23 protein-coding genes and 2 pseudogenes are annotated in these 25,223 nt (G+C 67.0%); 17 read left to right on the top strand and 8 right to left on the bottom strand.

Annotation, left to right across the window (positions count from 1 at the left end; genetic code table 11):
- The first annotated feature begins 15 nt into the window (after positions 1 to 15).
- Positions 16 to 375, top strand: coding sequence for a DUF1428 domain-containing protein (locus DL544_RS01445; RefSeq protein WP_005420538.1), 360 nt, complete (start codon positions 16 to 18; stop codon positions 373 to 375).
- 15 nt (positions 376 to 390) lie between these two features.
- Here DL544_RS01445 and DL544_RS01440 read toward each other — a convergent pair whose 3' ends face one another.
- Complete coding sequence (locus DL544_RS01440; protein WP_065178993.1) at positions 391 to 1,083, bottom strand: hypothetical protein; 693 nt, start codon at positions 1,081 to 1,083, stop codon at positions 391 to 393.
- 106 nt (positions 1,084 to 1,189) lie between these two features.
- Positions 1,190 to 2,089, bottom strand: a complete 900-nt coding sequence (locus DL544_RS01435; RefSeq protein WP_139726629.1) for a histone — start codon at positions 2,087 to 2,089, stop codon at positions 1,190 to 1,192.
- Positions 2,090 to 2,580: 491 nt separating this feature from the next.
- Here DL544_RS01435 and DL544_RS01430 point away from each other — a divergent pair, with 491 nt between their 5' ends.
- The 9 genes from DL544_RS01430 to DL544_RS01390 all read left to right on the top strand — a co-directional run bounded on the left by DL544_RS01430 (position 2,581) and on the right by DL544_RS01390 (position 10,489).
- On the top strand, positions 2,581 to 4,014 hold the full coding sequence (locus DL544_RS01430; protein WP_005420544.1) for a Do family serine endopeptidase: 1,434 nt from the start codon (positions 2,581 to 2,583) through the stop codon (positions 4,012 to 4,014).
- A gap of 101 nt (positions 4,015 to 4,115) precedes the next feature.
- A complete protein-coding gene (locus DL544_RS01425) occupies positions 4,116 to 4,481 on the top strand; it encodes a hypothetical protein (protein WP_004153835.1) in 366 nt (121 codons plus the stop codon).
- Positions 4,482 to 4,489: 8 nt separating this feature from the next.
- Positions 4,490 to 4,960: a phage holin family protein gene (locus DL544_RS01420; RefSeq protein ID WP_004153834.1), complete on the top strand. Its 471-nt coding sequence runs from the start codon at positions 4,490 to 4,492 to the stop codon at positions 4,958 to 4,960.
- On the top strand, positions 4,957 to 5,418 hold the full coding sequence (locus tag DL544_RS01415) for a protein sip-5 (RefSeq protein WP_065185642.1): 462 nt from the start codon (positions 4,957 to 4,959) through the stop codon (positions 5,416 to 5,418). Before DL544_RS01420 ends, DL544_RS01415 begins: the two co-directional genes overlap by 4 nt.
- A 67-nt stretch (positions 5,419 to 5,485) precedes the next feature.
- Positions 5,486 to 6,595 (top strand): AI-2E family transporter, encoded by a 1,110-nt coding sequence (locus DL544_RS01410; protein ID WP_065178990.1) that lies wholly within the window; start codon positions 5,486 to 5,488, stop codon positions 6,593 to 6,595.
- A gap of 31 nt (positions 6,596 to 6,626) precedes the next feature.
- Entirely contained in the window at positions 6,627 to 7,346 is a 720-nt protein-coding gene (locus DL544_RS01405; protein ID WP_053499497.1) for an HAD family hydrolase, read from the top strand.
- Between the two features lie 3 nt (positions 7,347 to 7,349).
- A complete protein-coding gene (locus tag DL544_RS01400; protein ID WP_053499499.1) occupies positions 7,350 to 8,717 on the top strand; it encodes a leucyl aminopeptidase family protein in 1,368 nt (455 codons plus the stop codon).
- 135 nt (positions 8,718 to 8,852) lie between these two features.
- Positions 8,853 to 9,956 (top strand): catalase family peroxidase, encoded by a 1,104-nt coding sequence (locus DL544_RS01395; RefSeq protein WP_139726628.1) that lies wholly within the window; start codon positions 8,853 to 8,855, stop codon positions 9,954 to 9,956.
- On the top strand, positions 9,953 to 10,489 hold the full coding sequence (locus DL544_RS01390) for a cytochrome b (protein ID WP_065178987.1): 537 nt from the start codon (positions 9,953 to 9,955) through the stop codon (positions 10,487 to 10,489). The genes DL544_RS01395 and DL544_RS01390 overlap by 4 nt, the downstream gene beginning before the upstream one ends.
- A gap of 559 nt (positions 10,490 to 11,048) precedes the next feature.
- Here the strand turns inward: DL544_RS01390 and DL544_RS01385 are convergent.
- The 3 genes and pseudogenes from DL544_RS01385 to DL544_RS21490 all read right to left on the bottom strand — a co-directional run bounded on the left by DL544_RS01385 (position 11,049) and on the right by DL544_RS21490 (position 12,995).
- Positions 11,049 to 11,651: a response regulator transcription factor gene (locus tag DL544_RS01385; RefSeq protein ID WP_005420563.1), complete on the bottom strand. Its 603-nt coding sequence runs from the start codon at positions 11,649 to 11,651 to the stop codon at positions 11,049 to 11,051.
- Positions 11,648 to 12,870, bottom strand: a pseudogene (locus tag DL544_RS01380) (sensor histidine kinase). The gene DL544_RS01385 and the pseudogene DL544_RS01380 overlap by 4 nt, the downstream one beginning before the upstream one ends.
- Positions 12,867 to 12,995 (bottom strand): hypothetical protein, encoded by a 129-nt coding sequence (locus DL544_RS21490; protein ID WP_255313029.1) that lies wholly within the window; start codon positions 12,993 to 12,995, stop codon positions 12,867 to 12,869. The pseudogene DL544_RS01380 and the gene DL544_RS21490 overlap by 4 nt, the downstream one beginning before the upstream one ends.
- 202 nt (positions 12,996 to 13,197) lie before the next feature.
- Between DL544_RS21490 and DL544_RS01375 the strand changes: the two genes are divergently transcribed.
- The 4 genes from DL544_RS01375 to DL544_RS01360 all read left to right on the top strand — a co-directional run bounded on the left by DL544_RS01375 (position 13,198) and on the right by DL544_RS01360 (position 17,745).
- Positions 13,198 to 14,445 (top strand): efflux RND transporter periplasmic adaptor subunit, encoded by a 1,248-nt coding sequence (locus DL544_RS01375; protein ID WP_139726627.1) that lies wholly within the window; start codon positions 13,198 to 13,200, stop codon positions 14,443 to 14,445.
- 102 nt (positions 14,446 to 14,547) lie between these two features.
- Positions 14,548 to 15,237 carry an ABC transporter ATP-binding protein gene (locus DL544_RS01370; RefSeq protein ID WP_005420572.1) on the top strand — a complete coding sequence of 230 codons (690 nt, stop codon included), beginning with the start codon at positions 14,548 to 14,550 and terminating at the stop codon, positions 15,235 to 15,237.
- A 14-nt stretch (positions 15,238 to 15,251) separates the two neighbouring features.
- Positions 15,252 to 16,409, top strand: coding sequence for an ABC transporter permease (locus DL544_RS01365; RefSeq protein WP_005420575.1), 1,158 nt, complete (start codon positions 15,252 to 15,254; stop codon positions 16,407 to 16,409).
- A gap of 13 nt (positions 16,410 to 16,422) precedes the next feature.
- Positions 16,423 to 17,745, top strand: coding sequence for an ABC transporter permease (locus DL544_RS01360; RefSeq protein ID WP_005420576.1), 1,323 nt, complete (start codon positions 16,423 to 16,425; stop codon positions 17,743 to 17,745).
- 74 nt (positions 17,746 to 17,819) lie between these two features.
- Here the strand turns inward: DL544_RS01360 and DL544_RS01355 are convergent, their stop codons facing one another.
- A complete protein-coding gene (locus DL544_RS01355; protein WP_255313028.1) occupies positions 17,820 to 18,158 on the bottom strand; it encodes a YrhB domain-containing protein in 339 nt (112 codons plus the stop codon).
- Between the two features lie 319 nt (positions 18,159 to 18,477).
- Between DL544_RS01355 and DL544_RS01350 the strand changes: the two genes are divergently transcribed.
- Positions 18,478 to 21,303 carry a TonB-dependent receptor gene (locus tag DL544_RS01350; protein WP_065185637.1) on the top strand — a complete coding sequence of 942 codons (2,826 nt, stop codon included), beginning with the start codon at positions 18,478 to 18,480 and terminating at the stop codon, positions 21,301 to 21,303.
- Positions 21,304 to 21,423: 120 nt separating this feature from the next.
- On the opposite strand, the gene rarD is transcribed toward DL544_RS01350, so the two are convergent.
- Together rarD and yedA are read right to left on the bottom strand one after the other, a co-directional pair.
- The gene (gene rarD, locus DL544_RS01345) at positions 21,424 to 22,320 is read right to left on the bottom strand and encodes an EamA family transporter RarD (RefSeq protein ID WP_139726625.1); all 897 of its coding nucleotides are present in this window, start codon (positions 22,318 to 22,320) and stop codon (positions 21,424 to 21,426) included.
- A complete protein-coding gene (yedA, locus tag DL544_RS01340) occupies positions 22,317 to 23,228 on the bottom strand; it encodes a drug/metabolite exporter YedA (protein ID WP_139726624.1) in 912 nt (303 codons plus the stop codon). The genes rarD and yedA overlap by 4 nt, the downstream gene beginning before the upstream one ends.
- A gap of 215 nt (positions 23,229 to 23,443) precedes the next feature.
- Here yedA and DL544_RS01335 point away from each other — a divergent pair, with 215 nt between their 5' ends.
- Complete coding sequence (locus tag DL544_RS01335; protein WP_005420583.1) at positions 23,444 to 24,778, top strand: MFS transporter; 1,335 nt, start codon at positions 23,444 to 23,446, stop codon at positions 24,776 to 24,778.
- Positions 24,779 to 24,845: 67 nt separating this feature from the next.
- Positions 24,846 to 25,141 (top strand): annotated as a pseudogene (locus DL544_RS21485) (hypothetical protein).
- Positions 25,142 to 25,223 lie beyond the last annotated feature (82 nt).

The following is a 25,223-nucleotide window of genomic DNA, read 5'->3' as shown; positions in this document are numbered from 1 at the left end:
ATCCGGAGGCTGGCAATGAGCTACATCGATGGTTTCGTGCTGGCGGTTCCCACCGCCAACAAGGAGAAGTTCCTCGCCCATGCACGCACAGGAGATCCGGTCTTCATCGAGTACGGCGCACTGCGCGTGGTGGAGTGCTGGGGCGATGACGTGCCGCACGGCAAGACCACCGATTTCTTCGGCGCGGTGAAAGCCACGCCGGACGAGACGGTGGTGTTTTCCTGGATCGAATGGCCCGACAAATCGACCCGCGACGCCGGTATGAAGAAGATGATGGAAGACCCGCGGTTTGATCCAACGAAGAATCCGATGCCGTTTGACGGTGCGCGGATGATCTACGGCGGCTTCGTGCCGATCTACGAGCTGACCCGCTGAACCCGGCGGACGTGCTCAGCGCGCGTCCGTTTCATCGCTGGCAGCGGCATGGCCGGCGCCCAGTGCGGCGCCGGCACCGAGGCCCATGCCGCCCATGCCAGCGCCCATTCCGCCGCCCCCACCTCCGCCACCACCCGCACGGCCGCCCTTGGCATCGCCATCGTTGCGCCCCTTGCCGCCACCACTGGCAGCGGGGCGGGTCGGCCCCTGCGGCGGAATCCGCAGGTCGGGAGGAATCGGCGCCAGGTCCAGCGCTTCGCGCACGAAGTCGCGCAGCGAGACCACCAGTTCGTGGGTATGCACCGGTCGCCCCTGTGCCAGTTCGTTGGCAGCGCGCGCGGCCAGCCGCACCTGTTCGTCGGTGCCCAGCAACAGGATGTCCGAGAGCGCGGCCTCGACCGCATCGCGGATGCGGCGCGTTCGATCTGAACGCGGTTCGGCGATGCCTTCGGCCGCTTCGCGCTGGCGCAGATCACGGCGATGGCTGGGATCCACGCCCAGTTCACCAGTGAATGAACCGCCCAGGGTCTTGTAGGCCGCCATCAGTGTGCGCAGCCGCTCGTTGATCTGCCGGTTCTCGCGCTCGCGACGCTGCTGCAGGGTCTGCATCACCAGCAGGCGGATGCCCACGCCCAGCAGGGTGATCAGGACCAGGCCGGCCAACGTGGACAGCACGCCCTGCCAGGAACTGAAATCGATACCGCGCATGCTGGGGCTCCGGCGGGAAGAATCTGCATCTTGCCCCAGACCGCGCCCCGAAAACGCGAAAGGCCCCACCACCCGGTGGGCGGCAGGGCCTTCGGTCACGGCGCGATTACTTGCGCTTGGCGACCTTGCGCACGGCCTTGGCCGGGGCCTTCCTGGCAACAGCCTTCTTGGCCGGAGCCTTCTTGGCGGCGACCTTCTTCAGCGGTGCAGCCTTCTTGGCGACGACCTTCTTGGTCGAAGCGACCTTCTTGCCGACAGCCTTCTTGGCAGCAGTGGTCTTCCTGGCAACGGCCTTCTTGGCGACGGCAGCCTTCTTGCCGACAACCTTCTTGGCGGCGGCGGTCTTCTTGGTGGCGACCTTCCTGGTGGCGGCAACCTTCTTGCCGACAACCTTCTTCGCAGCCACTGCCTTCTTGCCGGCAACCTTCTTGGCGGCGACGGTCTTCTTGGCCACAGCCTTCTTGGCGGTGGCGACCTTCTTGCCAACCACCTTCTTGGCGGCCGTGGTCTTCTTGGCAACGGTCTTCTTCGCGACAGCAGCCTTGTTGGTGGCGGCCTTCTTCACGGTGGCGACCTTCTTGCCGGCAGCCTTGGTGGCGGCCTTGGTGGCGGCCTTGGTGGTCTTCTTGGCAGCGGCGGCCTTCTTGGTCACGGCCTTGCCCGCAGCCGCCTTCTTCTTCGCCACTTCCTTCTTCAGGGCAGCAGCTTCGGCCTTGGCGTTCTTCTTGGCCGCTTCCAGCTTCTTCTTGGCGTTGGCAACTGTCTTGCCAACCGACTTGGCAGCCTTCTCGGCCTTCTTGGCAACGGTCTTCTCGACCTTGGCCACGGCCTTCTTGGCCTTGGCAACGCGGGTACCGGCAGCCTTGCTGGCGCGCTTGACGGTCTTCTTGACCGACTTCACTGCGTCTTCGGCGGCGTGGGCGATGGTCTCGCCGACGTTGGTGGCGGTTTCTTTCACGTTCTCGACAGCGTCGGTCACGACCGACACACCATTACCGTTGCTCATGTTGCCCTCCTGCGGGCCTTAAGTATCAAAACGGGGCGATGCTATACCGACATTGACGATCGTGGAACGGGGCATGTGCCAGCAATCGCATCTGTTGCGACGCCGATGGTGTACGCAGCAGCCCCCGTTGCCACCTGCGGTTCGCAGCAAACCCCTTTTTTTCAGTACTGCGCCACGCGAACCCAGCATTGCCTGGCCGTCGTCGCGCGCACATGCACGGGCGCAGCGTCCGGCATCCGTCGTGGCGCATTGCGGCACCCGCCTGCGCGGAACTGCGCAAGTATCCGCCTGTGCCAGTGCGGCGCGCGTTGGCCTTGAGTGGCGCACCCATCACCTGCCCGGGTGTCACCACAACCGCGCTTTTGGCCCCCGCGCTCCCACCTTCGAGGCCCCCGTTTTCATGGCGCATTTATCCAGATCGCGACACACTCATTCAGCTTGTTTTACCGTAGGCCCGAACAGCCCCCACCCACGCCAGCGAACCGACTCCCATGCGACCGCTTCCCACCCTGCTCACGCTCGCAATCGCCGCCGCCTTCGGTGGCTTCGTTGCCACCGGCATCAATGCCCACCTGGACAACCGTGCCGACGCCGCGCCGCTGCCGGCGGTCCTGCCGACCACCGCAGCGTTGCCGGCCTCGGTGGCCGGACAGGCGGTACCGTCACTGGCACCGATGCTGGAGAAGGCGATGCCGGCGGTGGTCAGCGTCAACACCAAGCAGGTGGTTCGCGTACGCAATCCCTTCTTCAACGACCCGTTCTTCCGCCGCCTGTTCCCGGACATCCCGCAGGAACGCATCAACGAATCGCTCGGCTCCGGCGTGATCATCGACGCCAAGGAAGGCCTGGTACTGACCAACCACCATGTCATCGAGAACGCCGATGACGTGCAGGTGACACTGGCCGACGGGCGCACGGTCAAGGCCCAGTTCCTGGGTTCGGACCGCGATACCGACATCGCCCTGATCCGCATTCCGGCGCAGAACCTGACCGACATCAAGCTCGGCAACAGCGACCAGCTGCGCGTGGGCGACTTCGTGGTGGCCATCGGCAACCCGTTCGGCTTCAGCCAGACGGTCACGTCCGGCATCGTCTCGGCGGTGGGCCGCAGCGGCATCCGCGGGCTGGGCTACCAGAACTTCATCCAGACCGATGCGTCGATCAATCCCGGCAATTCCGGTGGTGCACTGGTCGACCTGCAGGGGCAGCTGGTCGGCATCAATACCGCCAGCTTCAACCCGCAGGGCAGCATGGCCGGCAACATCGGCCTGGGCCTGGCGATTCCATCGAACCTGGCGCGCAGCGTGGTCGACCAGCTGGTCAAGCACGGCGTGGTGGTGCGCGGCACGCTGGGGGTGGAAAGCCAGAACCTGACCGCGCAGATTGCGCAGGGACTGGGCCTGGCCGAAACACGTGGTGCGCTGATCACCCGCGTGCTGGCCGGCTCGGCCGCTGCCGCAGCCGGGCTGAAGCCGGGCGACGTGGTGGTCTCGGCCAACGGCCAACGCGTGGACAGCGCCGAAGCCCTGCACAACGTGGAAGGCCTGGCCGCCGTCGGCAGCCCGATGACGCTGGACGTCCGCCGCGAAGGCAAGCCCGTGCAGATCAAGGCAACGCTGAAGGAACAGGCACGGGCGGTCACCGGCGAGAGCCTGGACCCGCGGCTGACCGGCGCCACCTTCGTCGACCTGCCCGAGTCGCTGCGGCAGTCGGGGGTCGGCGGCGTGCTGGTCAGCGAGGTCAAGCGCGGCAGCCGCGCGGCCAGCAACGGCCTGCAGCAGGGCGACATCATCACCGACGCCACCGTGGGTGAATTCGCCGACCTGGCCAGCTGGCGTGCCAATTTCCAGCAACGCCCGCCGACCCTGGTGGTGCGCGTGCTGCGCAACAATGGCCAGCAGCAGGGCCAGCTCGTGATGCGCTGATCGCCCTGCCGTAACACCCCCTATACCCCAGCAATGCTATTGCTGTCAGTCCAGGTCGGCACCGCCGACGCCCGTTCCCCCATCGCAACAGGAGTGATTCGATGAGCCCCACCAATACCGAGAACCTGAAGGAACACCTGGGTGAAGCCGGTTCCCACCTGAAGCAGGCCGCCACGGCCGCCGGCGGTGCGATCAAGGGCGCAACCGGTGCCGCGACCGACGAACTGCGCATCGGCAAGGCCAACGTCAAGGCTGAACTGTCCGACAGCGCGCTGTCCGGCCTGGCCGCCGCCGAGTTCGGCGGGGCCGCTGCCAAGGAACAGGTCGATGCACTGATGGACAAGGGCAAGGACCTGATCGACAGCGCCGCCGAGCTGATCCGCGAACGTCCGCTGGCCTCGTTCGGCGTGGCCTTCGCTGCCGGCTGGATCATCGCCAAGCTGGCCCGCGGCAGCAGCGACAAGTAAGCCGCGGCGTGAGCGAAGACAACGCGCAAGCCCCTGATCCGGCGGCCACCCCGCCGCTGGATGAGAGCATCCGCCAGGTCGGCGCGGCCGGTCGTGCCGCTGCCGATTCGGCCAAGCACTCGCTGCGTTCGCTGCGCCGGCTGGCCTCGGCCGACTTTGCGCTGGCTCGCAGCGCATTCGGCCGTGCACTGGCCTGGGCCGGGGTAGCGATCGTATTCGGTGCGTCGGCCTGGCTGCTGATGGCCGCCACCCTCATCGCCCTGCTGCAAAGCTGGGGCCTGAGCTGGCTGCAGGCGCTGCTGATCACCTCGCTGCTGAGCCTGGCCGTCACCGGTTATGCGATCTGGCGGGTGTCCTACTTCTTCCACCACACCGGCATGCACGCCACCCGGCGCCAGCTGTCCCGCCTGGGCCTGTTCGACGAGCCCAGCGAAGACGACCCCGATGCCGATGTGCAGCTGCCAGAGGGCAAGCCATGAAGTTCGGTGCGCTGCAGCGGCGGGTGAAGCGCTGCGAACAGGTGGTGACCGTGCGTCTGGTCGAGACCCAGGACCACTGGTCCACGCTCAGCCAGGTCTGGCGCCAGGGCTGGTCGCCACTACGCATCGTGGTAGTGGGCCTGGCCGGTGGCTTCATTGCCGGCAAGCTGGAAATGCCGGGCAAGGTCAACGGTGCGCGCTGGCTGCAGATGGTGGGTTCAGTGTCGAACCTGTTCGCCAGTGCGCAGGCAGCGTTCGCCACGGCGATGGCGGCGCAGGCTGCGGCTACCGCCGACGATGCGGCCGAAGAAGCCGACAACGCCAGCGAACAGGCACAGGCGGCCGCATCGGCATCAGCCGCACGGCCCGCGCCAGCGGCGGCGCCACGGGCCGCCGCAGAACCGGAGCCGCGCGAACCGCGCCCGGCCGAAGCCGCCACCGAACTGTCCGAACGTTGATCCATGGAATCCGCCGCGCCGATCGCGGCCGGCGGATAATGCGCTCCCCTTTCCGGCTGATGCGTCGATGAGCGAGTCCTCCCTGTCCCTGTCACCAGCCGATCCGCAGGACCCGGAGGCACCGCTGCCGCCTCCGTCTCGCCCACGCGGGCCGATGTCGCTGGTGGTGCTGGCGACCCTGGCGGTGGGCTACACGCTGTGGGCTGCGCAGGACATCATCCTGCCGGTGCTGCTGGCGATGTTCTTCGCACTGGTCGGCAACCCGATCCTGCGCCTGCTGCAGAAACTGTGGATTCCGCGCGCGCTGGGCGCGCTGCTGATTCTCGGCGCCGGCCTGGGCGTGACCGGTTCGCTGGCGGTGCAATTGATCGGCCCGGCGATGGAATGGGCGCAGGAAGCCCCGCAGCAGCTGCGCAAGGTCGCCCGCCAGGTGCAGGACCTGACCAAGCCGGTGCAGCAGGCCAACCAGGCGGCGGAGAACTTCGCGCGCGTCGCCGGCGGCGACAGCAACCACAAGGTGCAGGTGATCCGCACCCAGCTCGACGACCCGTACCGCATGCTGACCCGCGCGCCACGGCTTGCCGCCTCGGTGCTGGCCGTGGTGCTGCTGACCCTGTTCTTCATGATCTATGGGCAGAGCCTGCAGCGCGCGGCAATCGCGCTGTTCCCGAACCGCCAGCAGCAGCGCTTCACCGCCGACATCCTGCGGTCGATCGAGCGCGAGGTCTCGCGCTACGTGCTGACCATCAGCGTGATCAACACCCTGGTCGGGCTGGTGTTCGCAGGCGTGCTGATGCTGCTCGGCATCGGCCTGCAGGAGGCGCTGCTGTGGGGCACGGTGGCCGCGCTGCTGAACTTTGCCCCGTACGTCGGTCCGCTGATCGGCGTGGCACTGATGCTGCTGATGGGCTTCGTGGAATTCCGCGACCCGCTGCAGGCGCTGCTGCCGGCGGCCGCGTACCTGGCCCTGCACACTCTGGAAGGGCAGATGGTGACCCCGATCGTGCTGGGCCGGCGCATGAAGCTGTCGCCGCTGGTGCTGATCCTGGCGCTGATGGTGTTCGGCTGGGCCTGGGGCATGATCGGCCTGCTGCTGGCGGTGCCGCTGCTGGTCTGCATCAAGCTGGTGCTGGCACGGCTGGAAGGCATGCAGGGCTGGGCACGGCTGCTGGAATGAAAGCCCGCGCGGGCAGGCGTAGAATGGAGGGGTGAATTTCCCCGTCCAAGCCATCACTCTCGACCTTGACGACACGCTGTGGCCGTTCGCTCCGATTGGCGCCCGCATCGACCTGGTCCTGCACGAGTGGATGCGTGAACACAGCCCCGCCACCGCCGCGATGTATCCGGTGGCGGCAATGCGCGAACTGCGCGAGCGCCTGTACCACGCCCATCCGCACCTCCATCACGACCTGAGCGCACTGCGCCGGCTGACCCTGCACGAAGCGCTGCACGCCAGTGGCGCCAGCCTCGATCTGCTGGAGCCAGCGTACGAAGCGTTCTACGCCGCGCGCAACCAGGTCGAGTGCTATCCCGATGCGATCGATGCGCTGGCGCGGATTGCCGCGCGGGTGCCGGTGGCAGCGCTGAGCAACGGCAACGCCGATCTGGAGCGGATCGGCCTGGCGCATCATTTCGCCTTCCAGCTGGGCGCGCGCGAACACGGCGCGGCCAAGCCGGAGGCAAGCATTTTCCACGCCGCCTGCACCCGACTGGGTGTGGCGCCGGCACAGGTACTGCATGTCGGCGACCACGCCGAAATGGACGTGGCCGGGGCGATCGCCGCCGGCCTGCGCGGGTGCTGGATCAACCGCGAAGCAGCCACCTGGACCCATCCGAAACTGCAGCCGGACCTGCAGTTCGACACCCTCACCGGCCTGGCCGACTGGTTGGACGCCAACCTCGACGCCGCCGCATCCCGGAGTACCTGACGCATGAGCGAGATCACTGGTTTCACCGCCGACACCACCGCGGCGCTGCCGCTGTACGTGCTGGACCGCGAGCAGTTCGCCGCCTGGAAGGACGGCCAACCGGCCGCCACCCAGGCCTGGCTGGCCTCGCAGGGTTTCACTGCCGGTGCGCACAGCGTGGCCCTGCTGCCCGGCAGTGAGGGCCTGGCCGGCGCGGTGATCGGTGTCGGTGATCGCGCCGATGCCTACAGCTATGCGCATGCGCCGCACGCGCTGCCGGAAGGCAGTGTCTGGCAGCTGGCCAATGAACTGCCTGCCGCCGAACAGGCGCTGCTGCAGCTGGGCTGGGGCTTGGGCAGCTACCGCTTCGACCGTTACCGCAAGCGCAACCGCGCCCCGGCGCAGCTGGTGGCCGCACCGTCCGGCGAAGTGGCCGACCTGATCGCCGCCAGCCTGCGCGTGCGCGACTGGGTCAACACCCCGACCGAAGACATGGGGCCGCAGCAGCTGGAAGACGCCGCGCGTGCACTGGCCGATGCACATGGTGCGCAGGTCGAGGCGATCACCGGCGATGAACTGCTGAAGCAGAACTTCCCGGCCATCCACGCCGTGGGCCGCGCTTCGCACCGTGCGCCGCGCCTGGTAGTGCTGCGCTGGGGCAAGGAAACCGACCCGGCACTGGTGCTGGTCGGCAAGGGCGTGTGCTTTGATACCGGCGGCCTGGACATCAAGCCGGCCGACGGCATGCGCAACATGAAGAAGGACATGGGCGGCGCCGCGCATGCGCTGGCCCTGGCCGGCCTGGTGATGGCGCGCGGACTGCCGGTGCGCCTGACGCTGCTGGTGCCGGCGGTGGAAAATGCGATCGGTCCGGATGCGTTCCGCCCGGGCGAAGTGATCGCCACCCGCAAGGGCCTGAGCGTGGAGATCGACAACACCGATGCCGAAGGCCGCGTGATCCTGTGCGATGCGCTGACCTTCGCCGGTGAGCAGAAGCCGGACCTTGTGCTGGATTTCGCCACTCTTACCGGTGCCGCACGCATCGCGCTGGGTCCGGATCTGCCGGCGCTCTTCAGCAATGACGACACGGTGGCGCAGCAGTGGCTGCAGGCCGGCGACGCAACCCGTGACCCGGTCTGGCGCATGCCGCTGTGGCGGCCCTACCTGCGCTATCTGAGCAGCGGCATTGCCGACCTGGCCAATGCCGGTTCGCGCATGGCCGGCTCGGTGACCGCCGCGCTGTACCTGGAACGCTTCCTCGAAGACGGCCAGCGCTGGGCGCACCTGGACGTGTACGCCTGGAACGACGGTGAACGCCCGGGCCGTCCGGCCGGTGGCGAAGCGCTGGCGCTGCGCTCGGCGTGGGCGATGTTGAAGGCGCGTTACAGCTGATCGGGTGGGTGCCGACCTTGGTCGGCACGCCGTCCCCGGCAAACTTGACGAAAATTTGAATACCGGGCCTGGAAGGGTTCTGCGAGGATGTGTGGGTCGACCACCCACACGCTCCGTGAAGGCAGGACTCCGACCATGTCGCTCTTCGGCTACACCCGTGCCGGCCAGACGCCAGGCGCACCGCGCAAGCATTCCCCCCTGCTCTGGATCGCGCTGATCGCGCTCATCCTGGGTACCGTGGCGCTGGCCTTCGCCTGGCTGGCCGGCTGGATGGGCGACCGCCTCACCGCGCAGCGCTTCACCGACACCATCGAGGCCACCGGCCCGGCCCATCCGGGCTTCCGCCGTGCACACAGCAAGGGCGTCTGCGTAAGCGGCTGGTTCGAACCCAGCGCGCAGGCCCCTACCCTGTCCAGTGCCCGGGTGTTCTCGCAGACGCGTGTGCCGGTGATGGGCCGCCTGTCGATCGGTGGCGGCGACCCCTACGGCGCCGACAACACCGCACGCGTGCGCAGCCTGGCGGTGCAGATGGTCAGCGATGATGGCCAGGAATGGCGCATGGCGATGAACAGCTTCCCGTTCTTCGCGGTACCCACGGCCGAGGCGTTCTACGAGCAGACCCGCGCCTCGATTCCCGACCCGGCCACCGGCAAGCCGGACCCGCAGAAGATGGCGGCAGTGCTGGCGAAATACCCCAGTGCGCAGGCGTTCCAGCAGTGGGCGAAGACAGCGCCATGGACCAGCAGCTGGGCCGACACCACTTTCAACAGCGTCAACAGTTTCTGGTTCACCAATGCGCAGGGCCAGAAGCGTGCGGTGCGCTGGCGCTGGCAGCCGCTGGCGCCGGTGGTGGAGATGGATGCGGAAGCGCGCAAGCAGGCCAGCGTCGATTTCCTCAGCCAGGAACTGCAGCAGCGCCTGGCCCGCGGCCCGGTACGCTGGAACCTGGTCGTGACCACCGCCGAGCCCGGCGATGCCATCGATGATCCGTCGGTACCGTGGCCCGAGTCGCGTGACCAGGTAGTGGCGGGCGTACTCAGCCTGGACCGCATGCAGTCGCAGGAAGAAGGCGCCTGCGGCCAGATCAACTTCGATCCGCTGATCCTGCCCAGTGGGGTGCGCGGCAGTAATGATCCGATCCTGGCGGCCCGCTCGACGGTGTACTCGCAGTCCTTCAACCGCCGTGAACGCGAGCGCGCCGCCGGCAATGTCGAACAACCGAAGGAGACCGCACGATGAGCACCGGCAACGGCCACTTCAACCTGCTGGCGCGGGTGCTGCACTGGTCCATGGCGCTGATGATCGTCGCCATGCTGTTCATCGGCGTGACCATGGTCGCCTCGCTGCACCTGCGTCCCGCGCTGATCGACCTGCACCGCCCGCTGGGCATCGCGATCCTGTTGCTGGCGCTGCTGCGCCTGTACAACCGGCTGCGCCATCGCCCACCGGCGCTGCCTGCCGACCTGCCGGTCTGGCAGGGGGTAGCGGCCAAGGCCTCGCACTGGATGCTGTACGCGCTGATGCTGGCGATGCCGTTGATCGGCTGGGCGATGCTGTCGGCCGGCGGATACCCGATCGTGTTGTGGGGAGGGCTGCACCTGCCGCCGATCGTGCCGCACACCCCGGCGTTGTATGCCGCCTTGCGCAATGCGCACAGCCTGTTGGCGTATGTGCTGTTCGCTACGGTGCTGATGCATGTGGGTGCGGCGTTGTTCCACCTGTGGGTGCGTCGCGACGGGGTGTTCCAGGCGATGGCGCGCGGGAAGAAGTGATGATCGGGTTCGCCGGGAGTTCCCGGCGGATCGTTTCCGCGACCGCAGGGGGTGTCACTTTTCTTTTCGCGCGAAAAGAAAAGTAACCAAAAGAAACGCGCCGCCAGAGCGCGAGCCGGTGCTGCGCACCGGTGCCCTGTGCTTCTCGGTGAATCAGGGGACGGCGCCGAACTCGCTACGCTCAAACACCGGCGCCTCTTCGCCCCTGATTCCCCTGCGATGCTCGGCTCGCTCAAGGCGGACCCAACATCAAGAGCGACAGCTGCACCCAGTAGATCCACGCCATGCGTGGATGCTCTTGCTGTTGATCTTGACCTTCAAGTCCGCCTTGAGCGAGCCGAGCACCGCAGGTCCGGCGAGGGCGAAGAGGTGCGGGTGTCTGAGCGCAGCGAGTTCCCGCACCGTCCCTCGACGGACCGAGGAGCGCAGGGCACCGGCGTGCGAAGCGCGCCGGCTCGCGGCCGGCGGAGCGTTTCTTTGGTTACTTTCTTTGCGCGCAAAGAAAGTGACACCCACCCGCGGTCGCGGAAACGACATCACCAGGAAAGGCAGGCCGCCCCTACAGCCACCCTTTCTGCCGCGCCAGCCGGTACGCCTCAATGCGATTGGCCACGCCCAGCTTGCCGATGCACTCGGACAGATAGTTGCGCACTGTGCCGTGCGACAACCCCAGCTGTTCGGCGATCTCGCTGGCGGTACGGCCCTCGCCCGCCAGCCGCAGCACGCGACGCTCGCGGTCGGTCAGCGGATCGGCCTGCGACCACGCATCCAGTGCCAGCTGCGGGTCGATCGCGCGGATGCCCTGCTTCACCTTGCGCAGTGCCTCGGCCAGGTTCTCGGCCGGTGCGTCCTTCAGCAGATAGCCCAGCACGCCCGCTTCCAACGCACGGCGCAGGAAACCGGCGCGGGCAAAGGTGGTCACGATCACCACCTTGATCGGCAGCTCGTGACGCGCGATGCGCTGTGCAAGCTCCAACCCGGACAAGCCCGGCATCTCGATGTCGGTCACCAGGATGTCCGGCTGCAGCTGCTGCAGCATGCGCCACGCGGTTTCGCCGTCGGCGGCGCTGCCCAGCACTTCGATATCCGCTTCCAGGCCCAGCAGCGCCGACAGTGCGCCGCGTACCATCGCCTGGTCTTCGGCCAGCAGGATGCGGATCATGCGGCACCGTCCTGCACCAGCGACGGCGGCACGCCTGGCGGCAGCGGTGTGGTCGCGGCGGCCAGTGGCACGCGCACGGTCAGCACCGTACCCTCACCCCTTGCGGACTGCACCTGCAGGCTTCCACCCAGGGCGGCCACGCGTTCGCGCATGCCGCACAACCCATTGCCCTCGGCCTGCACGCCGCCACGACCATCGTCGCGGATCTGCATCGCCAGCATGCGTCCCTCCAGCATGAACTCCACCCGTGCCTGCGTCGCCTGTGCGTGGCGCACGATATTGGTCGCGGCCTCGCGCAGCACCAGCGCCAGCCCACGTTCGACATCCACCGGCATCGCCGGTGGGGTGCGTATTGAAGGTGGACCTGCTGGCACTCCAGCAGCAGCCGCGCCGACGCCAGCTCACCGGCCAGGTCACTGGCGCGGATGCCGGTGACCGCGCTGCGGACCTGTGCCAGCGCTTCGCGGGCGATGGCCTCGGCCTCGCCGATCTCCACCCGCGCGCGCGCGTCGCCGCGGTCGTGCAGCTTGCGCGCCAGCTCCAGCTTCAACGTGATCAGCGACAGGGTGTGACCGAGCAGGTCATGCAGGTCGCGGCCGATGCGTTCGCGCTCGGCAGTGGCCGCCAGCCGCCGCACCTCGTCCTGCGACAGCTGCAGTGCCGCATCCTTCTGCTGGTTGAGTGCCTCCACGTTCACGACCAGGCCGACGATATAGGACACGGCGGGGATCCAGACCAGGCTCTGCCACGGGTACTGGAACAGCAGGGCGAGGCTGCAGAACAGGAGGTTCAGGCCAGTGAGCTGCAGCAGATACTGCCACCACCCTCCGCGACCGCTCACCCGCAGCAGCACGCAGCCGAACACGAAGTAGGTCAGCCCGGACGGGTACCAGGGCAGCAGCACCAGCGACATCGCGATCAGGCCCAGGGCATAGCGCGGGGCGTGATGGCGCGGCGCCACCATCACCTTGGCGTACAGCAGCAGGAACACCGGGTAGCTGGCCAGCGTCAGCAGCAGCCAGCGCAGGGTGAAGCCATGGCCAAGCAAGGGCGTCAGGAAGATCCACACTGACCACAGCAGGTGGATTGCCTCGCCCCAGGGGGACTTTCCCCGGCGCAGCGTATCGGCCACCGCCGAGTCGGGCGCGGGGCGCAGCAGCGAGGCAAGCCAGATGGACGGCACGGGCGGTTCCAGGCGGGGACGATCGCCGCCGATCATGCCAGTTCAGCCGCCTGCGCGCAGGCGCCACCGTCGGCTGGGCGGCACTGGCGCAGCCGAGCGCAGATCACGGTACGCTTGGCGGCGCCGCTGCGGCGGGCCGGCAATAGGGCGATCGGATCCATGGGCGGTACCGGTAGCGGAGACGTTGCCATCCTGTGCCGTCGTGGTCACATTTCGCAGTTGCCGCCGTCAGTGTCATCGGATGACAGCTGTCACTGCCGTCATCGCTGTACCTGCCTTCATGCTGTGCCGCACGCTCCACCGCCGGAACCGCCGTCGTCCGCGCTTCCGGCCACACCCGCCCGAACGCCTGTGATGGAACGAATGAACGCTTCTGCCGAGCTGTTGAAGGAACTCCGTATCGACCGCAAGTCGCCGCCGCCGGCCTCCGGAGGCAATGGCGGTGGTCGCCGCTGGTTGTGGATCGCGATCATCGTGGTCGTGCTGCTGGTCGCCGCGGCCGTGGCCTACCTGTTCAGTCGCGCACCGGCCGTAGAGGTGGAAACCGCTCCGGCCGTGGCCATCCAGCAGGGCAGCGCCAGCAGTTCGGTGCTCGACGCCAGTGGCTACGTGGTTGCCCGTCGCATGGCCACGGTGTCGGCCAAGATCACCGGCAAGGTGCGCGAGGTGATGATCGAGGAAGGCATGCGGGTCGAAGCCGGCCAGGTGATGGCCACGCTCGACCCGATCGATGCCGACGCGCAGCGCAGCCTGTATGCCTCGCAGCTGCAGGCTGCGCGCAGCCAGGTGGCCGGCCTGGAGGCACAGCAGAAGCAGACCGCCGCCGAAGCCAGCCGCCTGCAGGCGCTGGTTGGCCAGCAGCTGGTCTCGCGCTCGCAGTACGACCAGGCCGTGGCCCAGCGCGACAGTCTGCGTGCGCAGCTGGATACCGCGCAGCGCAACGTCAAGGTTGCCAGCGACCAGCTGGCCATCGCCGATCTGGGCGTGGACAACAACATCGTGCGCGCGCCGTTCTCCGGCGTGGTCACCGCCAAGGCGGCGCAGCCCGGCGAGATCGTTTCGCCGCTGTCGGCGGGTGGTGGGTTCACCCGTACCGGCATCGGCACCATCGTGGACATGGACTCGCTGGAGATCGAAGTCGAGGTCGGCGAGGCTTTCATCGGCCGCGTGCAGCCGAAGATGCCGGTAGAAGCCACGCTCAACGCCTACCCGGAATGGAAGATTCCCGGCGAGGTGATCGCCATCATCCCCACCGCCGACCGCGGCAAGGCCACGGTCAAGGTGCGCGTGGCGCTGAAGGTGAAGGACCCGCGCATCGTGCCGGAGATGGGCGTGCGCGTCAGCTTCCTGGAACAGGCGCAGCCGCAGGCCGCGGCCAAGCCGCAGGGCGTGCGCGTGCCCGGCGGCGCCGTGGTGCAGCGCGACGGTGCCTCGGTGGCCTTCGTGCTGGGTGACGAGAGCCGCGTGCAGCAGCGCACGGTCGAGGCCGGCCAGGCGATGGGCAAGGACCGCCAGATCCTCAAGGGCGTGAGCGCAGGTGAATCGGTGGTGGTGAACCCGCCGGACACCCTGCGCGATGGCGCCAAGGTGCAACAGAAACAAGCGCAGTAACGGCCTGGCGCCCGTGGGCGCGGCCGGCAGCATCGCTCGACGCACGCCTGCGGCCGCCGCAGGTGCGCTTCCCCGTTTCCCGCCTCCCGTGGAGAACCACCCATGTCGACCCTGGTTTCACTGCGCAACATCACCAAGACCTACCAGCGTGGCCCCGAGCAAGTGCAGGTGCTGCACGGCATCGACCTGGACATCGCCAGCGGCGACTTCGTCGCGCTGATGGGCCCGTCCGGTTCGGGCAAGACCACCCTGCTCAACCTGATCGGCGGCCTGGACAGCCCCACTGGCGGCGAGATCAGCATCGAGGGCGAGCGCATCGACCAGATGAGTGGCGGCCAGCTGTCGACGTGGCGCAGCCACCATGTCGGCTTCGTATTCCAGTTCTACAACCTGATGCCGATGCTGACCGCGCAGAAGAACGTGGAACTGCCGCTGCTGCTGACCCACCTCAGTGCGGCGCAGCGCCGCCGCAATGCCGAAATCGCGCTCACCCTGGTCGGCCTGGCCGACCGTCGCAGCCACCGCCCGAATGAACTGTCCGGCGGCCAGCAGCAGCGCGTGGCGATCGCCCGCGCGATCGTCTCCGACCCGACCTTCCTGATCTGCGACGAACCAACCGGCGACCTCGACCGCCAATCGGCCGAGGAGATCCTCGGCCTGCTGCAGCAGCTCAACCGCGAGCACGGCAAGACCATCATCATGGTCACCCATGACCCGAAGGCCGCCGAGTACGCCACGCACACGGTGCACCTGGACAAGGGCGAGCTGGCCGACGCGCCGCTGGCCCACTGACGGAGGCCACAGCGATGAAATACTTCTCGTTGGTGTGGGCGCAGCTGTTCCGCAGCCGCACGCGCACCTTGCTGACCCTGCTGTCGGTGGTGGCCGCGTTCCTGCTGTTCGGCATGCTCGATTCGGTGCGCGTGGCGTTCTCGTCGGGTGGCAGCGTGGAAGGCGCCAACCGCCTGGTGGTGGCCTCGCGGCTGTCGATCACCCAGTCACTGCCGATCCGGCTGGAAGCACAGGTTCGGCAGGTGGCCGGCGTCCGTGACGTGGCTTATGGCATGTGGTTTGGTGGCATCTACCAGGACCCGAAGAACTTCTTCCCGAACTTCTCGGTGTCACCCAACTACTTCGATGTCTACCGCGAGTTGCAGATCGATCCGGCACAACTGGAGGACTGGAAGCAGACCCGCACCGGCGCCATCGTCGGCGAAACCCTGGCCAAGCAGTTCGGCTGGAAGATCGGCGACACAATCCCGCTGCAGGCGACGATCTTCCCGCGTGGCGGCAGCAACGACTGGCCGCTGGTGCTCAAGGGCATCTACCGTTCCAAAGACCGTGCGCTGGCCGCCAACGAAGAACGCCAGTTGATGATGAACTGGAAGTACTTCGATGAATCCAACGACTACATCAAGAACCAGGTGAGCTGGTACACGGTGACGCTGGACAACCCGGACCACTCTTCGCGGGTCGCACAGGCGATCGATGCGATCTCGGCCAACTCCGACCACGAGACCAAGACCCAGACCGAATCGGCGTTCCAGCAGGCCTTCGTCAAGCAGTTCGCGGATATCGGCATGATCGTCACCTCGATCATGGGCGCGGTGTTCTTCACCCTGCTGCTGTTGACCGGCAACACCATGGCGCAGGCCGTGCGCGAGCGCGTGCCGGAGCTGGCCACGCTGAAAACGCTGGGCTTCAAGGACAGCACTGTGCTGACCCTGGTGATGGTGGAGTCGGTGCTGCTGATCGGCCTGGGCGGCCTGATCGGCATGGGCCTGGCCGCCCTGATCCTGCCGGCCATCGGCCCGAAGAGCATGGGCATGCTGCCGCCGCACGTGCCGACGCCAACCTGGCTGATGGGGCTGGGCCTGATCGTGGTGATCGGCATCATCGTCGGCCTGTTGCCAGCGCTGCGTGCCAAGCGCCTGAAGATCGTCGACGCACTGGCCGGTCGCTGAGGAGAACACCGACATGTTCAAGAGCAAACTCAAGAAGTGGCTGGGCAACGGCGTGACGGTGCTGCTGCTGGCGGTCGGCCTGGTGCTGTGGATCAGCCTGCCGTGGATCGGCGTGCTGGCCGTGGCCGTGCTGGTGGCCCTGTGGTTGCTGCTGACCCGCGGTGGACGGCTGGCGTTGGCCGCCACCCGCATCGGCGTTGCCAGCCTGCCGCAGCGCTGGGGCGCGTCCTCGGTGATCGTGGTCGGCATCGCTGGCGTGGTCGGCGTGCTGGTGGCGATGCTGGCGATGGGCGAAGGCTTCCAGGCCACGCTCAACAACACCGGCGATGACACCACTGCCATCGTGCTGCGCGGTGGCTCGCAGGCCGAGACCAACTCGGTGATCACCCGCGAACAGGTACCCATGCTGTCCACCCTGCCCGGCATCAGCCGCGATGCGCAGGGCCGGCCGTTGTTGTCACCGGAGCTGTCGCAGGTGGTCAACCTGGTGTCCAAGTCCGATGGCACCGACGTCAACGCGCAGTTCCGCGGTGTCGGCCCGCAGGCGTGGGCGGTGCATGACAAGGTCAAGATCGTTGAGGGCCGCAAGTTCGCCACCGGGCTGCGCGAGATCGTGGTCGGCCAGGGCGCCAAGGGCCAGTTCCGCGACATGGAGGTCGGCAGGACGCTGACGCTGGGCAACCAGACCTGGACCGTGGTCGGTGTGTTCGCCACTGGCGATGCGCATGATTCGGAACTGTGGACCGACGCCGATACGCTGGCCACCACCTACCAGCGCAGCGCCTGGCAGTCGATCAGCGTGCGTACCGATGGCAAGGCCGGCTTCGATCAGTTCAAGGCGGCCGTCGCTGCCGACCCACGCCTGAAGCTGGACGTGGAAACCACCCGCGTCTACTACAGCAAGCAGGGCGGCGGGCTGACCAAGCTGATCGACATTCTGGGCAAGGTGATCGGCACGATCATGGCGGTGGGTGCGGTGTTCGGCGCGCTCAACACCATGTATGCGGCCGTGGCCACGCGCGCCCGCGAAATCGCCACCATGCGTGCGATCGGCTTCCGCGGCCTGCCGGTGGTGACGGCCGTGATGCTGGAAACGATGCTGCTGGCGCTGCTCGGTGGCCTGCTCGGCTGTGCGGTTGCATGGCTGCTGTTCAATGGCTACAGCGTGTCCACCATCGGCAGCAACTTCAGCGCGGTGGTGTTCAAGTTCCACGTATCACCGGAACTGCTGTGGACCGGCCTGAAATGGGCACTGGGCATCGGCCTGGTCGGCGGCCTGTTCCCAGCGCTGCGCGCGGCGCGCTTGCCGATCACTACGGCGCTGCGCGAAACCTGAGCATCATGCAGCGGTGGACTGCGCATCACGCAGGGGGACGGAGCGAAGGCTCCGTCCCTTTTTCGTTGCTGAACTCAGGCATCCATCGCCGCAACATCGGATGGTGGGTGCCGCAGGGCCAAATGCCGGCGAACAGCCTCCTCCGGCGCGTACGCCGTGCCCAGCGCGTGCTGCTCACCCGTATGCCTGTCGATGAAGATCGGGCCATTGCCGGCCAGCGCGTCCGAGATCTCGCCGGATTGCAGGTAGCGCAGCGACTGGAAGCAGAACAGCCAGCCTTCGACCATCTCATGCTCGTGCGTGATGGCAACCGGCTCATCGTCGCTGGCAAGTGCAGCCTGCACGCGACGGCGTGCTTCGTCGAGCTGGATCATTCCTTCGCCTCTTGTTTTCGATGACAGCGCGAAGAGCATTTCATGCGGGTGGATGCATCGCAACGGATAGGCACCTGCGTACAAGTGCGCACTGCGGCGTGTTGTCACAACCGCTCAAGCGTGGCGGTTCTGTGCCGCTATCGATGCCTCTACTCATCGCAGACGCAGTGCGCGTGACGCTGCGCACAGTGCATCTGTGGATTGTTGGTTGCGATTCATCTTCGCGCACTCCCAGCGGCGTCGAGACAAACAGTTACGAATGAAAACATTCTAGAATCGCGCCCCCCACGTTGGTTTGCAGCACCCCACGCGCCCATAGAACGGGCGCATGTTTTTACTGAAACACGAGATTTCACGGATGTCCCTGAAAACCAATCCGCTGCGCAACGCGATCGTCATCGCGCTGGCCGCCAGCTGCACCACCCCCGCCTTCGCACAGAGCGCCGGCGATACCCCGACCAACCTCGACCGCATCGAAATCACCGGCTCGCGCATCCGCCAGGCCAGTGTCGAAACCGCACAGCCGGTGGTCGCGCTCAACCGCGCCGAGATCGAGAAGAAGGGTTACGTCAACGTCGCCGACATCCTGCAGGACATTCCTGCCGCCGGTGCGCCGAGCATGAGCCGCGCCTCGTCGCTGACTTCTTCGCGCGATTTCGGCGGCATGTACGTCAGCCTGCGCAACCTTGGCCCGGAACGCAGCCTGGTGCTGATCGACGGCCGCCGCATGGGCGTCAGCGCCGGCGGCTACTCCGACCTGGCCTCGATCCCGTCGTCCATCGTCGAGCGCGTGGAAGTGCTGACCGACGGCGCCTCCGCGCTGTACGGCTCCGATGCCATCGCCGGTGTGGTCAACATCATCACCCGCAAGAATTTCGATGGTGGCGAGGCCAGCGTCTATGTCGGCCAGTACGGCCAGGGTGACGGCCAGAAGCGCGCATACAGTGCAACCTTCGGCAAGACCTTCGAGCGCGGCTGGTTCAGCGTGGGCGCCGAGCGCACCAAGGAAGACGAGGTGCTGGGCAAGGACCGCGAGTTCAGCCGTTACACCAACGGCCCGCGCCACCCGAACGATGGCCTCAACGGCAACACGCCGTGGGGCTACGTCACCGTCGGCGGCAAGAACCTGACCGTGGGTCCGGGCGGCGACCCAAGCAAGGCCGGCAACTTCCATGCGCCGAACCCGGCCGATGGTGCCAACACCAAGTCGAACATGAGCCTGCTGACCGGCCTGGAGCGCACCTCGGTGTTCGCCAACGGTGGCTTCTCGATCACCGACAACCTGCGCATCGTCGCCGACGCGCTGTACAGCAAGCGCGAGTCGACCAAGCACCTGGCCGGCTACCCGTACTCGGTCAGCGCCGCGCAGGCCCGCAATGGCAGCCGTGCCGCCCTGTCCAAGGACAGCGCGTTCAACCTGTGGGGCCAGGATGCGCTGTTCGCGCACCGCACCGAGGAACTGCCGCGCGGCACCGAGAACAACCTGGAAACCAAGCGCGCCAGCATCGGCCTGGAAGGCAGCTTCGAAACCGGTTCGCGGTACTGGGACTGGAACATCAACTACATGTACAACCGCAACGAAGGCGAGCGCATCGGTACCGGCAGCATGTACCAGCCGCACGTCAACCTGGCCGTCGGCCCGTCCTTCATGGACGGCAACGTGGCCCGTTGCGGTGCGCCGGGCGCGGTGATCGCCGGCTGCGTGCCGTGGAACCCGGCTGCCCCGATGGGTTACACCGGCCCGGGCTCGCTGAGCAACCAGGACGTGCAGGACTACCTGTTCACCCGCTTCGTCGACAAGATGCAGAGCACCACCAAGGTCGCCAGCGGCAACATCTCCGGTTCGCTGTTCACCCTGCCGGCCGGCGACATCCTGGCCGCGATGGGCTTCGAGCACCGCAGCGAGGAGGCCAGCTACACGCCGGACATGAAGGTGCAGAAGGGCGAGATCGCCGGCACCAGCGGCCAGCCGACCCGCGGCAACTACTCGCTCAACGAGGCCTACCTGGAACTGCAGGTGCCGTTGCTGGCCGACCTGCCGTTCGCCCGCGAACTGTCGCTGGACGTGGCCGGTCGCTACTCGGACTACAACAACTTCGGTTCCACCACCAACAGCAAGTTCGGCCTGAAGTGGAAGCCGATCGACAGCCTGCTGGTGCGCGCCACCTACGGCACCGGCTTCCGTGCGCCGACCGTGGATGACCTGTATGGCGGCACCGTCAGCAGTCGCGACTCGTTCACCGACCCGTGCGATACCTCCTTCGGCACCGCCGCCAGCAGCCCGGCCGTCGCTGCCCGTTGCCAGGCGCTGAAGGTGCCGGCCAACTTCCGCCAGCTCAACAGCGATGGCAGCGTGGCCACCAAGCCCGGCCAGCAGGCCACCACCGATTTCAGCTCGGGTTCCAACCCGGACCTGAAGCCGGAAACCGCCAAGACCTGGACCGTGGGCCTGGTCTACAGCCCGGACTTCGTGCAGGGCCTGGACGTCAGCCTGGACTGGTGGAAGATCCGCATCGACAACGCCATCGTCGGTGAGTCGGCCACCAACATCCTGGAACAGTGCTACGTGCAGGGTTCGGATGCTGCCTGTGGCCGCTTCACCCGTGGCAGCAACGGCCAGGTCAACTCGCTGGACCGCTCGCTGGTCAACGCGGGCTACCGCGAAACTGCCGGCTATGACATCAACGTGCGTTACCGCCTGCCGGAAACCGCGTTCGGCAAGTTCGCCGTCAACTGGAACACCACCTACACCGATTACCTGGAGCAGCGCAACGACAGCGCCGCCACCACCCCGGTGGAACAGCGTACCGGTTGGGCGGGCGACTTCCGCGTGCGCTCCACCTTCAACCTGGATTGGCAGTATGGCGACCTCGGCATCGGCTGGACCGCGCGCTACTACTCCAGCATGAAGGAGAAGTGCTCGTACATGGACGAGTGCAACATGCCGGGCTTCAACTCGTCGTACACCAGCGCCTCGCCGACCAACAGGGTGGGCTCCAACACCTTCCACGACCTGCAGGTGCGCTACAGCCTGCCGTGGGATGGCACCGTGTCGCTGGGCGTGAACAACGTGTTCAACCACCAGGGCCCGATCATGTACAGCCAGCCGAACAGCAGCTTCACCTACTACGGTGGCTTCGACATCGGCCGCTTCATGTACATGAAGTACCAGCAGCGCTTCTAAGCCTGCAACCGCGTTCCCGCCACGGCCATCCCTCTCTCCTGGCCGTGGATGGAAGCAGAACGGCGCCCCTCGGGGCGCCGTTCTTTTTTGCGTGGAAGCAGGGTCGGATCCCCGCCGGCGCTAGCGCTTGGCGCGCATCGTGCGGATGTTGTCGCCGACGAACAGCACCAGGCCAGCCCAGATCGCTGCAAACCCGATCGCCTTGGCAGTGTCGAATGCCTCATGGAAGAAGAACACACCCAGCAGCAGCTGCAGGCTCGGTGCGATGTACTGCAGGATGCCGACCAGCGACAGCGGAATGCGCTTCACGCCGTAGGCGAAGCCGATCAGCGGTACTGCGGTGACCGCGCCGCCGAAGATCAGCAGCAGGTCGTTGCGCCAGCCCCAACCATGGAAGAACGCACCGCCGTGGCCGTTCTCGGCCCAGATCGCAAACGCCAGCGCCGGCAGGAACAGGTACATGCTCTCCACGCCGAGGCCGGCCACCGGGTCGACCGAGACCAGCTTGCGCAGCAGGCCATAAAAGCCGAACGAACAGGCCAGGCCCAGCGCGATCCACGGTGGCGTACCTGCATCGATGGTCAGCCAGGCCACGCCCACCGCCGCCATTGCCACCGCTACCCACTGCAGCCGGCGCAGCCGTTCCTTCAGCACCAGCACGCCCAGCAGCACGTTCACCAGCGGGTTGATGAAGTAGCCCAGGCTGGTCTCGATGACATGACCGGCGTTGACCGCCCAGATGTACAGGCCCCAGTTGAACGCGATGGTCAGGCTCGACACCAGCAGGATCGGCAGCGCGCGCGGCTGCGCGGCGATCTTCCGCCACCAGCCCAGGCGCGCACTGATCAACAGCCAACTCAGCACCAGCACCGTGCTCCAGATGATGCGGTGGGCGATGATCTGGAACGAGGGCACCTCGTTGAGCAGGTGCCAATAGACCGGTACCAGGCCCCAGATCACGAAGGTGGATGCGGTGACCAGCAGGCCCCGGCGTTGTTCTTTCTCGTCCATGCTCACTTCTTTCTCGTCCTTGCCATTGTCAGCACCACCACACCCAGAAGAATCACCGCCATCGCCAGCAGGTCGCGCCAACCGAAGCGCTCACCGTTGAGCAGCGCGCCCAGCAGCACCGCGATCACCGGATTGACATACGCATAGCTGCCCGCGAGCGCCGGGCGCACGTTCTGCAGCAGCCATACGTAGGCAGTGAACGCGACGATGGAGCCGAACACGCACAGATAGGCCATCGCCAGCAGGCCACCGGTATCGGGCAGCGTGGTCGGGCGTTCGCCCACCGCCAGGCCGATCAGGACCAGCAGCACGCCGCCGCAGATCATCTGCCCGGCCGCGGTCATGAACGGACCCGGCAGGTCCAGGCCGCGTGCCCACACAGAACCGAACGCCCAGCCGATCGGCGCGATCAGCAGCAGCACCAGCCCGGTCGGCGAGCCGGTCAGGCTGCTGCCGGCGTTGAGCCAGACCACGCCGAGGAAGCCGATGGCGATGCCCAGCCACTCACCACGGCTGGCATGTTGCCCGCGCAGCGCCGAGAACAGCGCCATCCACAGCGGCACCGAGGCCACCGCCGTGGCGGCCAGGCCCGAGGACACCTCGCGCTCGGCCAGCACCACCATGCCGTTGCCCAGCACCAGCATGGTCACGCCCATGATGACCAGGTTGCGCCACTGCCGCAGCGTCGGGTTCGGCAGCTTCCAGAACAGGCGCAAGGCCAGGAACATCAGGCCGCCGGCAATGATGAAGCGGCTGCCGGAGACCATCGTCAGCGGCAGTGCGCCGCCGTGCAGGGCCTTGGCGATGCCCAGATAGGTCGAGCCCCAGACCACGTAGACCAGCAGCAGTGCCAGCGCGACAAGGCCACCCCGGGGGCAGCCGCAGACGAAGAGGGGGGAGCCGACATGACACACCAGGGAGCCGGGGGAAGGCGGATTCTAGGACGTTTTGAGTATGGTCCGGGACCCCATACGGTGGCACGCTGTCATCCATCCATGCACCCTGCTCTGGTCTGCTACCCCGTGTTGACGGCCGATGCAGTACCAAGAGGGCTGCCCGGCCGCGCCGCCCAAGGCCGGACGCCGTTTTCCCTGCGCACGGACGCGCCGCATCGAGGATTTCCACCCAGATGAGCACCACGTCCCAACCTGTTGTCCCCGCGAACGACCGTGCCGCTTTGCGGCGGTCGATCTCCAACACCCTCAAAGGCTCCGCCGGCAACCTGGTGGAGTGGTATGACGTCTACGTGTACTCGGTGTTTGCCGTGTACTTCGAATCGCAGTTCTTCTCGCCGGACGACAAGAACTCCACCCTGTACGTGTGGGCGATCTTCGCGGCGACCTTCCTGATGCGCCCGATCGGCGCCTGGTTCTTCGGCCGCTTCGCCGACCGCCACGGCCGCCGCCTGGCGCTGACCGTCTCGGTCACGTTGATGGCGCTGTGCTCGTTCCTCATCGCCATCACCCCCACCGCCGCCAGCATCGGCATCTGGGCCGCCGTGATCCTGTTGTTCGCACGCCTGCTGCAGGGCTTCGCCACTGGCGGCGAGTATGGTGCCAGCGCCACTTACATGTCCGAGGCCGCCATTCCGGGCCGTCGCGGCTTCCTGTCCTCGTTCCACTACGTCACCCTGGTCGGCGGCCACGTGCTGGCCCAGCTGACCCTGCTGCTGATGCTGACCTTCTGGGGCAAGCCGGAGATCTCCGAGTGGGGCTGGCGCATCGCCTTCGGTATCGGTGGCATCGCTGCGGTGGTGGTGTTCTGGCTGCGCCGGGGCATGGACGAATCGCTGTCGGAGTCGTCGATCGAGGCCGCGCGCGAGGGCAAGGCAAAGAAGTCCGGTTCGATGTACGAGTTGTTCGTGCACCAGTGGCGGCCGCTGCTGCTGTGCTTCCTGATCACCGCTGGCGGCACCGTGGCCTTCTACACCTACTCGGTGAACGGCCCGAAGATGATCCAGAGCGCCTTCGCCGGCAACGACCCGATGACCGGCACCCTGATCAACCTGGGCGTGCTGGCCTTCCTGATGGTGCTGCAACCGGTCGGCGGCTGGCTGTCGGACATCATCGGCCGCAAGACCCTGCTGGTGTTCTTCGGCGTCGGCGGCGTGCTGTACAGCTGGTACCTGATCACCCAGCTGCCGCACCAGCATGACGCCACCCTGGCCTTCCTGACCCTGGCGCTGGCGTTCGTCATCCTCACCGGCTACACCTCGATCAACGCGGTGGTGAAGGCCGAGCTGTTCCCCACCCACGTGCGTGCACTGGGCGTGGGCCTGGGCTATGCGCTGGCCAACTCGCTGTTCGGCGGCACCGCCCCGCTGCTGTACCAGGGCGCGCTGAAGACCGGCCACGTCGACTGGTTCGCCATCTACGTGACCGCCACGATCGCGGTATCGTTGGTGGTCTATGTGTTCTTCCTTACCAACAAGGGCCCGAACTGGCTCGACGGCACCCGCAAGTAAGCGCGTTGCCGTGATCGCGGCCACTGGCGCAATGCCGGTGGCCGCTACGTCTCCCGCCACCACGCTGATGTGGATCGCGGTGACGCTGGCCGCAGCCACGGCATTGGCCTGGGTGCTGCGCCGCCCCAACGCGCAGGCCACGTGGCCGCGCACGGGTTTCGGGATCGCCCTGCTGGTGTTCTGCGCCGCGCTGGCGCTGCAGCTGGCGATGGACCTGGGCAGCGGCCACAGCTCGCTGCACCTGCGGCTGCATCGCGGTGTCAGTCCGGCCCCCTGGTTGGCCTGCGCACGATGGTGGCGTGCTATCTGGCAGCGCTCGTCGCCGGCGGCTGGGGCGCGTGGAAGCTGCTGCGCCGGCGCTGACGAACACCCGGTCGTGCCGGCCGCTGGCCGGCAACTCAACATTCCTTTGGTAGTGCCGGCCGCTGGCCGGCAACCTCATGAA

Source organism: Stenotrophomonas sp. pho (genome assembly GCF_006228405.1).
Classification (GTDB): Bacteria; Pseudomonadota; Gammaproteobacteria; order Xanthomonadales; family Xanthomonadaceae; genus Stenotrophomonas; species Stenotrophomonas sepilia.
Note: the sequence above shows the minus strand (reverse complement) of the source record. Positions and strands in the feature narration are given on the sequence as shown.

Excerpts from the sequence above, each read along its gene's own strand:
- DL544_RS01425 (WP_004153835.1), top strand. The coding sequence starts at position 4,116 with ATGAGCCCCACCAATACCGAGAACCTGAAGGAACACCTGGGTGAAGCC.
- DL544_RS01395 (WP_139726628.1), top strand. The coding sequence starts at position 8,853 with ATGTCGCTCTTCGGCTACACCCGTGCCGGCCAGACGCCAGGCGCACCG.
- DL544_RS01435 (WP_139726629.1), bottom strand. The coding sequence starts at position 2,089 with ATGAGCAACGGTAATGGTGTGTCGGTCGTGACCGACGCTGTCGAGAAC.
- DL544_RS01440 (WP_065178993.1), bottom strand. The coding sequence starts at position 1,083 with ATGCGCGGTATCGATTTCAGTTCCTGGCAGGGCGTGCTGTCCACGTTG.
- DL544_RS01390 (WP_065178987.1), top strand. The coding sequence starts at position 9,953 with ATGAGCACCGGCAACGGCCACTTCAACCTGCTGGCGCGGGTGCTGCAC.
- DL544_RS01385 (WP_005420563.1), bottom strand. The coding sequence starts at position 11,651 with ATGATCCGCATCCTGCTGGCCGAAGACCAGGCGATGGTACGCGGCGCA.
- DL544_RS01445 (WP_005420538.1), top strand. The coding sequence starts at position 16 with ATGAGCTACATCGATGGTTTCGTGCTGGCGGTTCCCACCGCCAACAAG.
- DL544_RS01375 (WP_139726627.1), top strand. The coding sequence starts at position 13,198 with ATGAACGCTTCTGCCGAGCTGTTGAAGGAACTCCGTATCGACCGCAAG.
- DL544_RS01370 (WP_005420572.1), top strand. The coding sequence starts at position 14,548 with ATGTCGACCCTGGTTTCACTGCGCAACATCACCAAGACCTACCAGCGT.
- DL544_RS01430 (WP_005420544.1), top strand. The coding sequence starts at position 2,581 with ATGCGACCGCTTCCCACCCTGCTCACGCTCGCAATCGCCGCCGCCTTC.
- DL544_RS01350 (WP_065185637.1), top strand. The coding sequence starts at position 18,478 with ATGTCCCTGAAAACCAATCCGCTGCGCAACGCGATCGTCATCGCGCTG.
- DL544_RS01365 (WP_005420575.1), top strand. The coding sequence starts at position 15,252 with ATGAAATACTTCTCGTTGGTGTGGGCGCAGCTGTTCCGCAGCCGCACG.
- DL544_RS21490 (WP_255313029.1), bottom strand. The coding sequence starts at position 12,995 with ATGGATCCGATCGCCCTATTGCCGGCCCGCCGCAGCGGCGCCGCCAAG.
- DL544_RS01335 (WP_005420583.1), top strand. The coding sequence starts at position 23,444 with ATGAGCACCACGTCCCAACCTGTTGTCCCCGCGAACGACCGTGCCGCT.
- DL544_RS01410 (WP_065178990.1), top strand. The coding sequence starts at position 5,486 with ATGAGCGAGTCCTCCCTGTCCCTGTCACCAGCCGATCCGCAGGACCCG.
- DL544_RS01400 (WP_053499499.1), top strand. The coding sequence starts at position 7,350 with ATGAGCGAGATCACTGGTTTCACCGCCGACACCACCGCGGCGCTGCCG.
- DL544_RS01415 (WP_065185642.1), top strand. The coding sequence starts at position 4,957 with ATGAAGTTCGGTGCGCTGCAGCGGCGGGTGAAGCGCTGCGAACAGGTG.
- DL544_RS01355 (WP_255313028.1), bottom strand. The coding sequence starts at position 18,158 with ATGCTCTTCGCGCTGTCATCGAAAACAAGAGGCGAAGGAATGATCCAG.
- DL544_RS01360 (WP_005420576.1), top strand. The coding sequence starts at position 16,423 with ATGTTCAAGAGCAAACTCAAGAAGTGGCTGGGCAACGGCGTGACGGTG.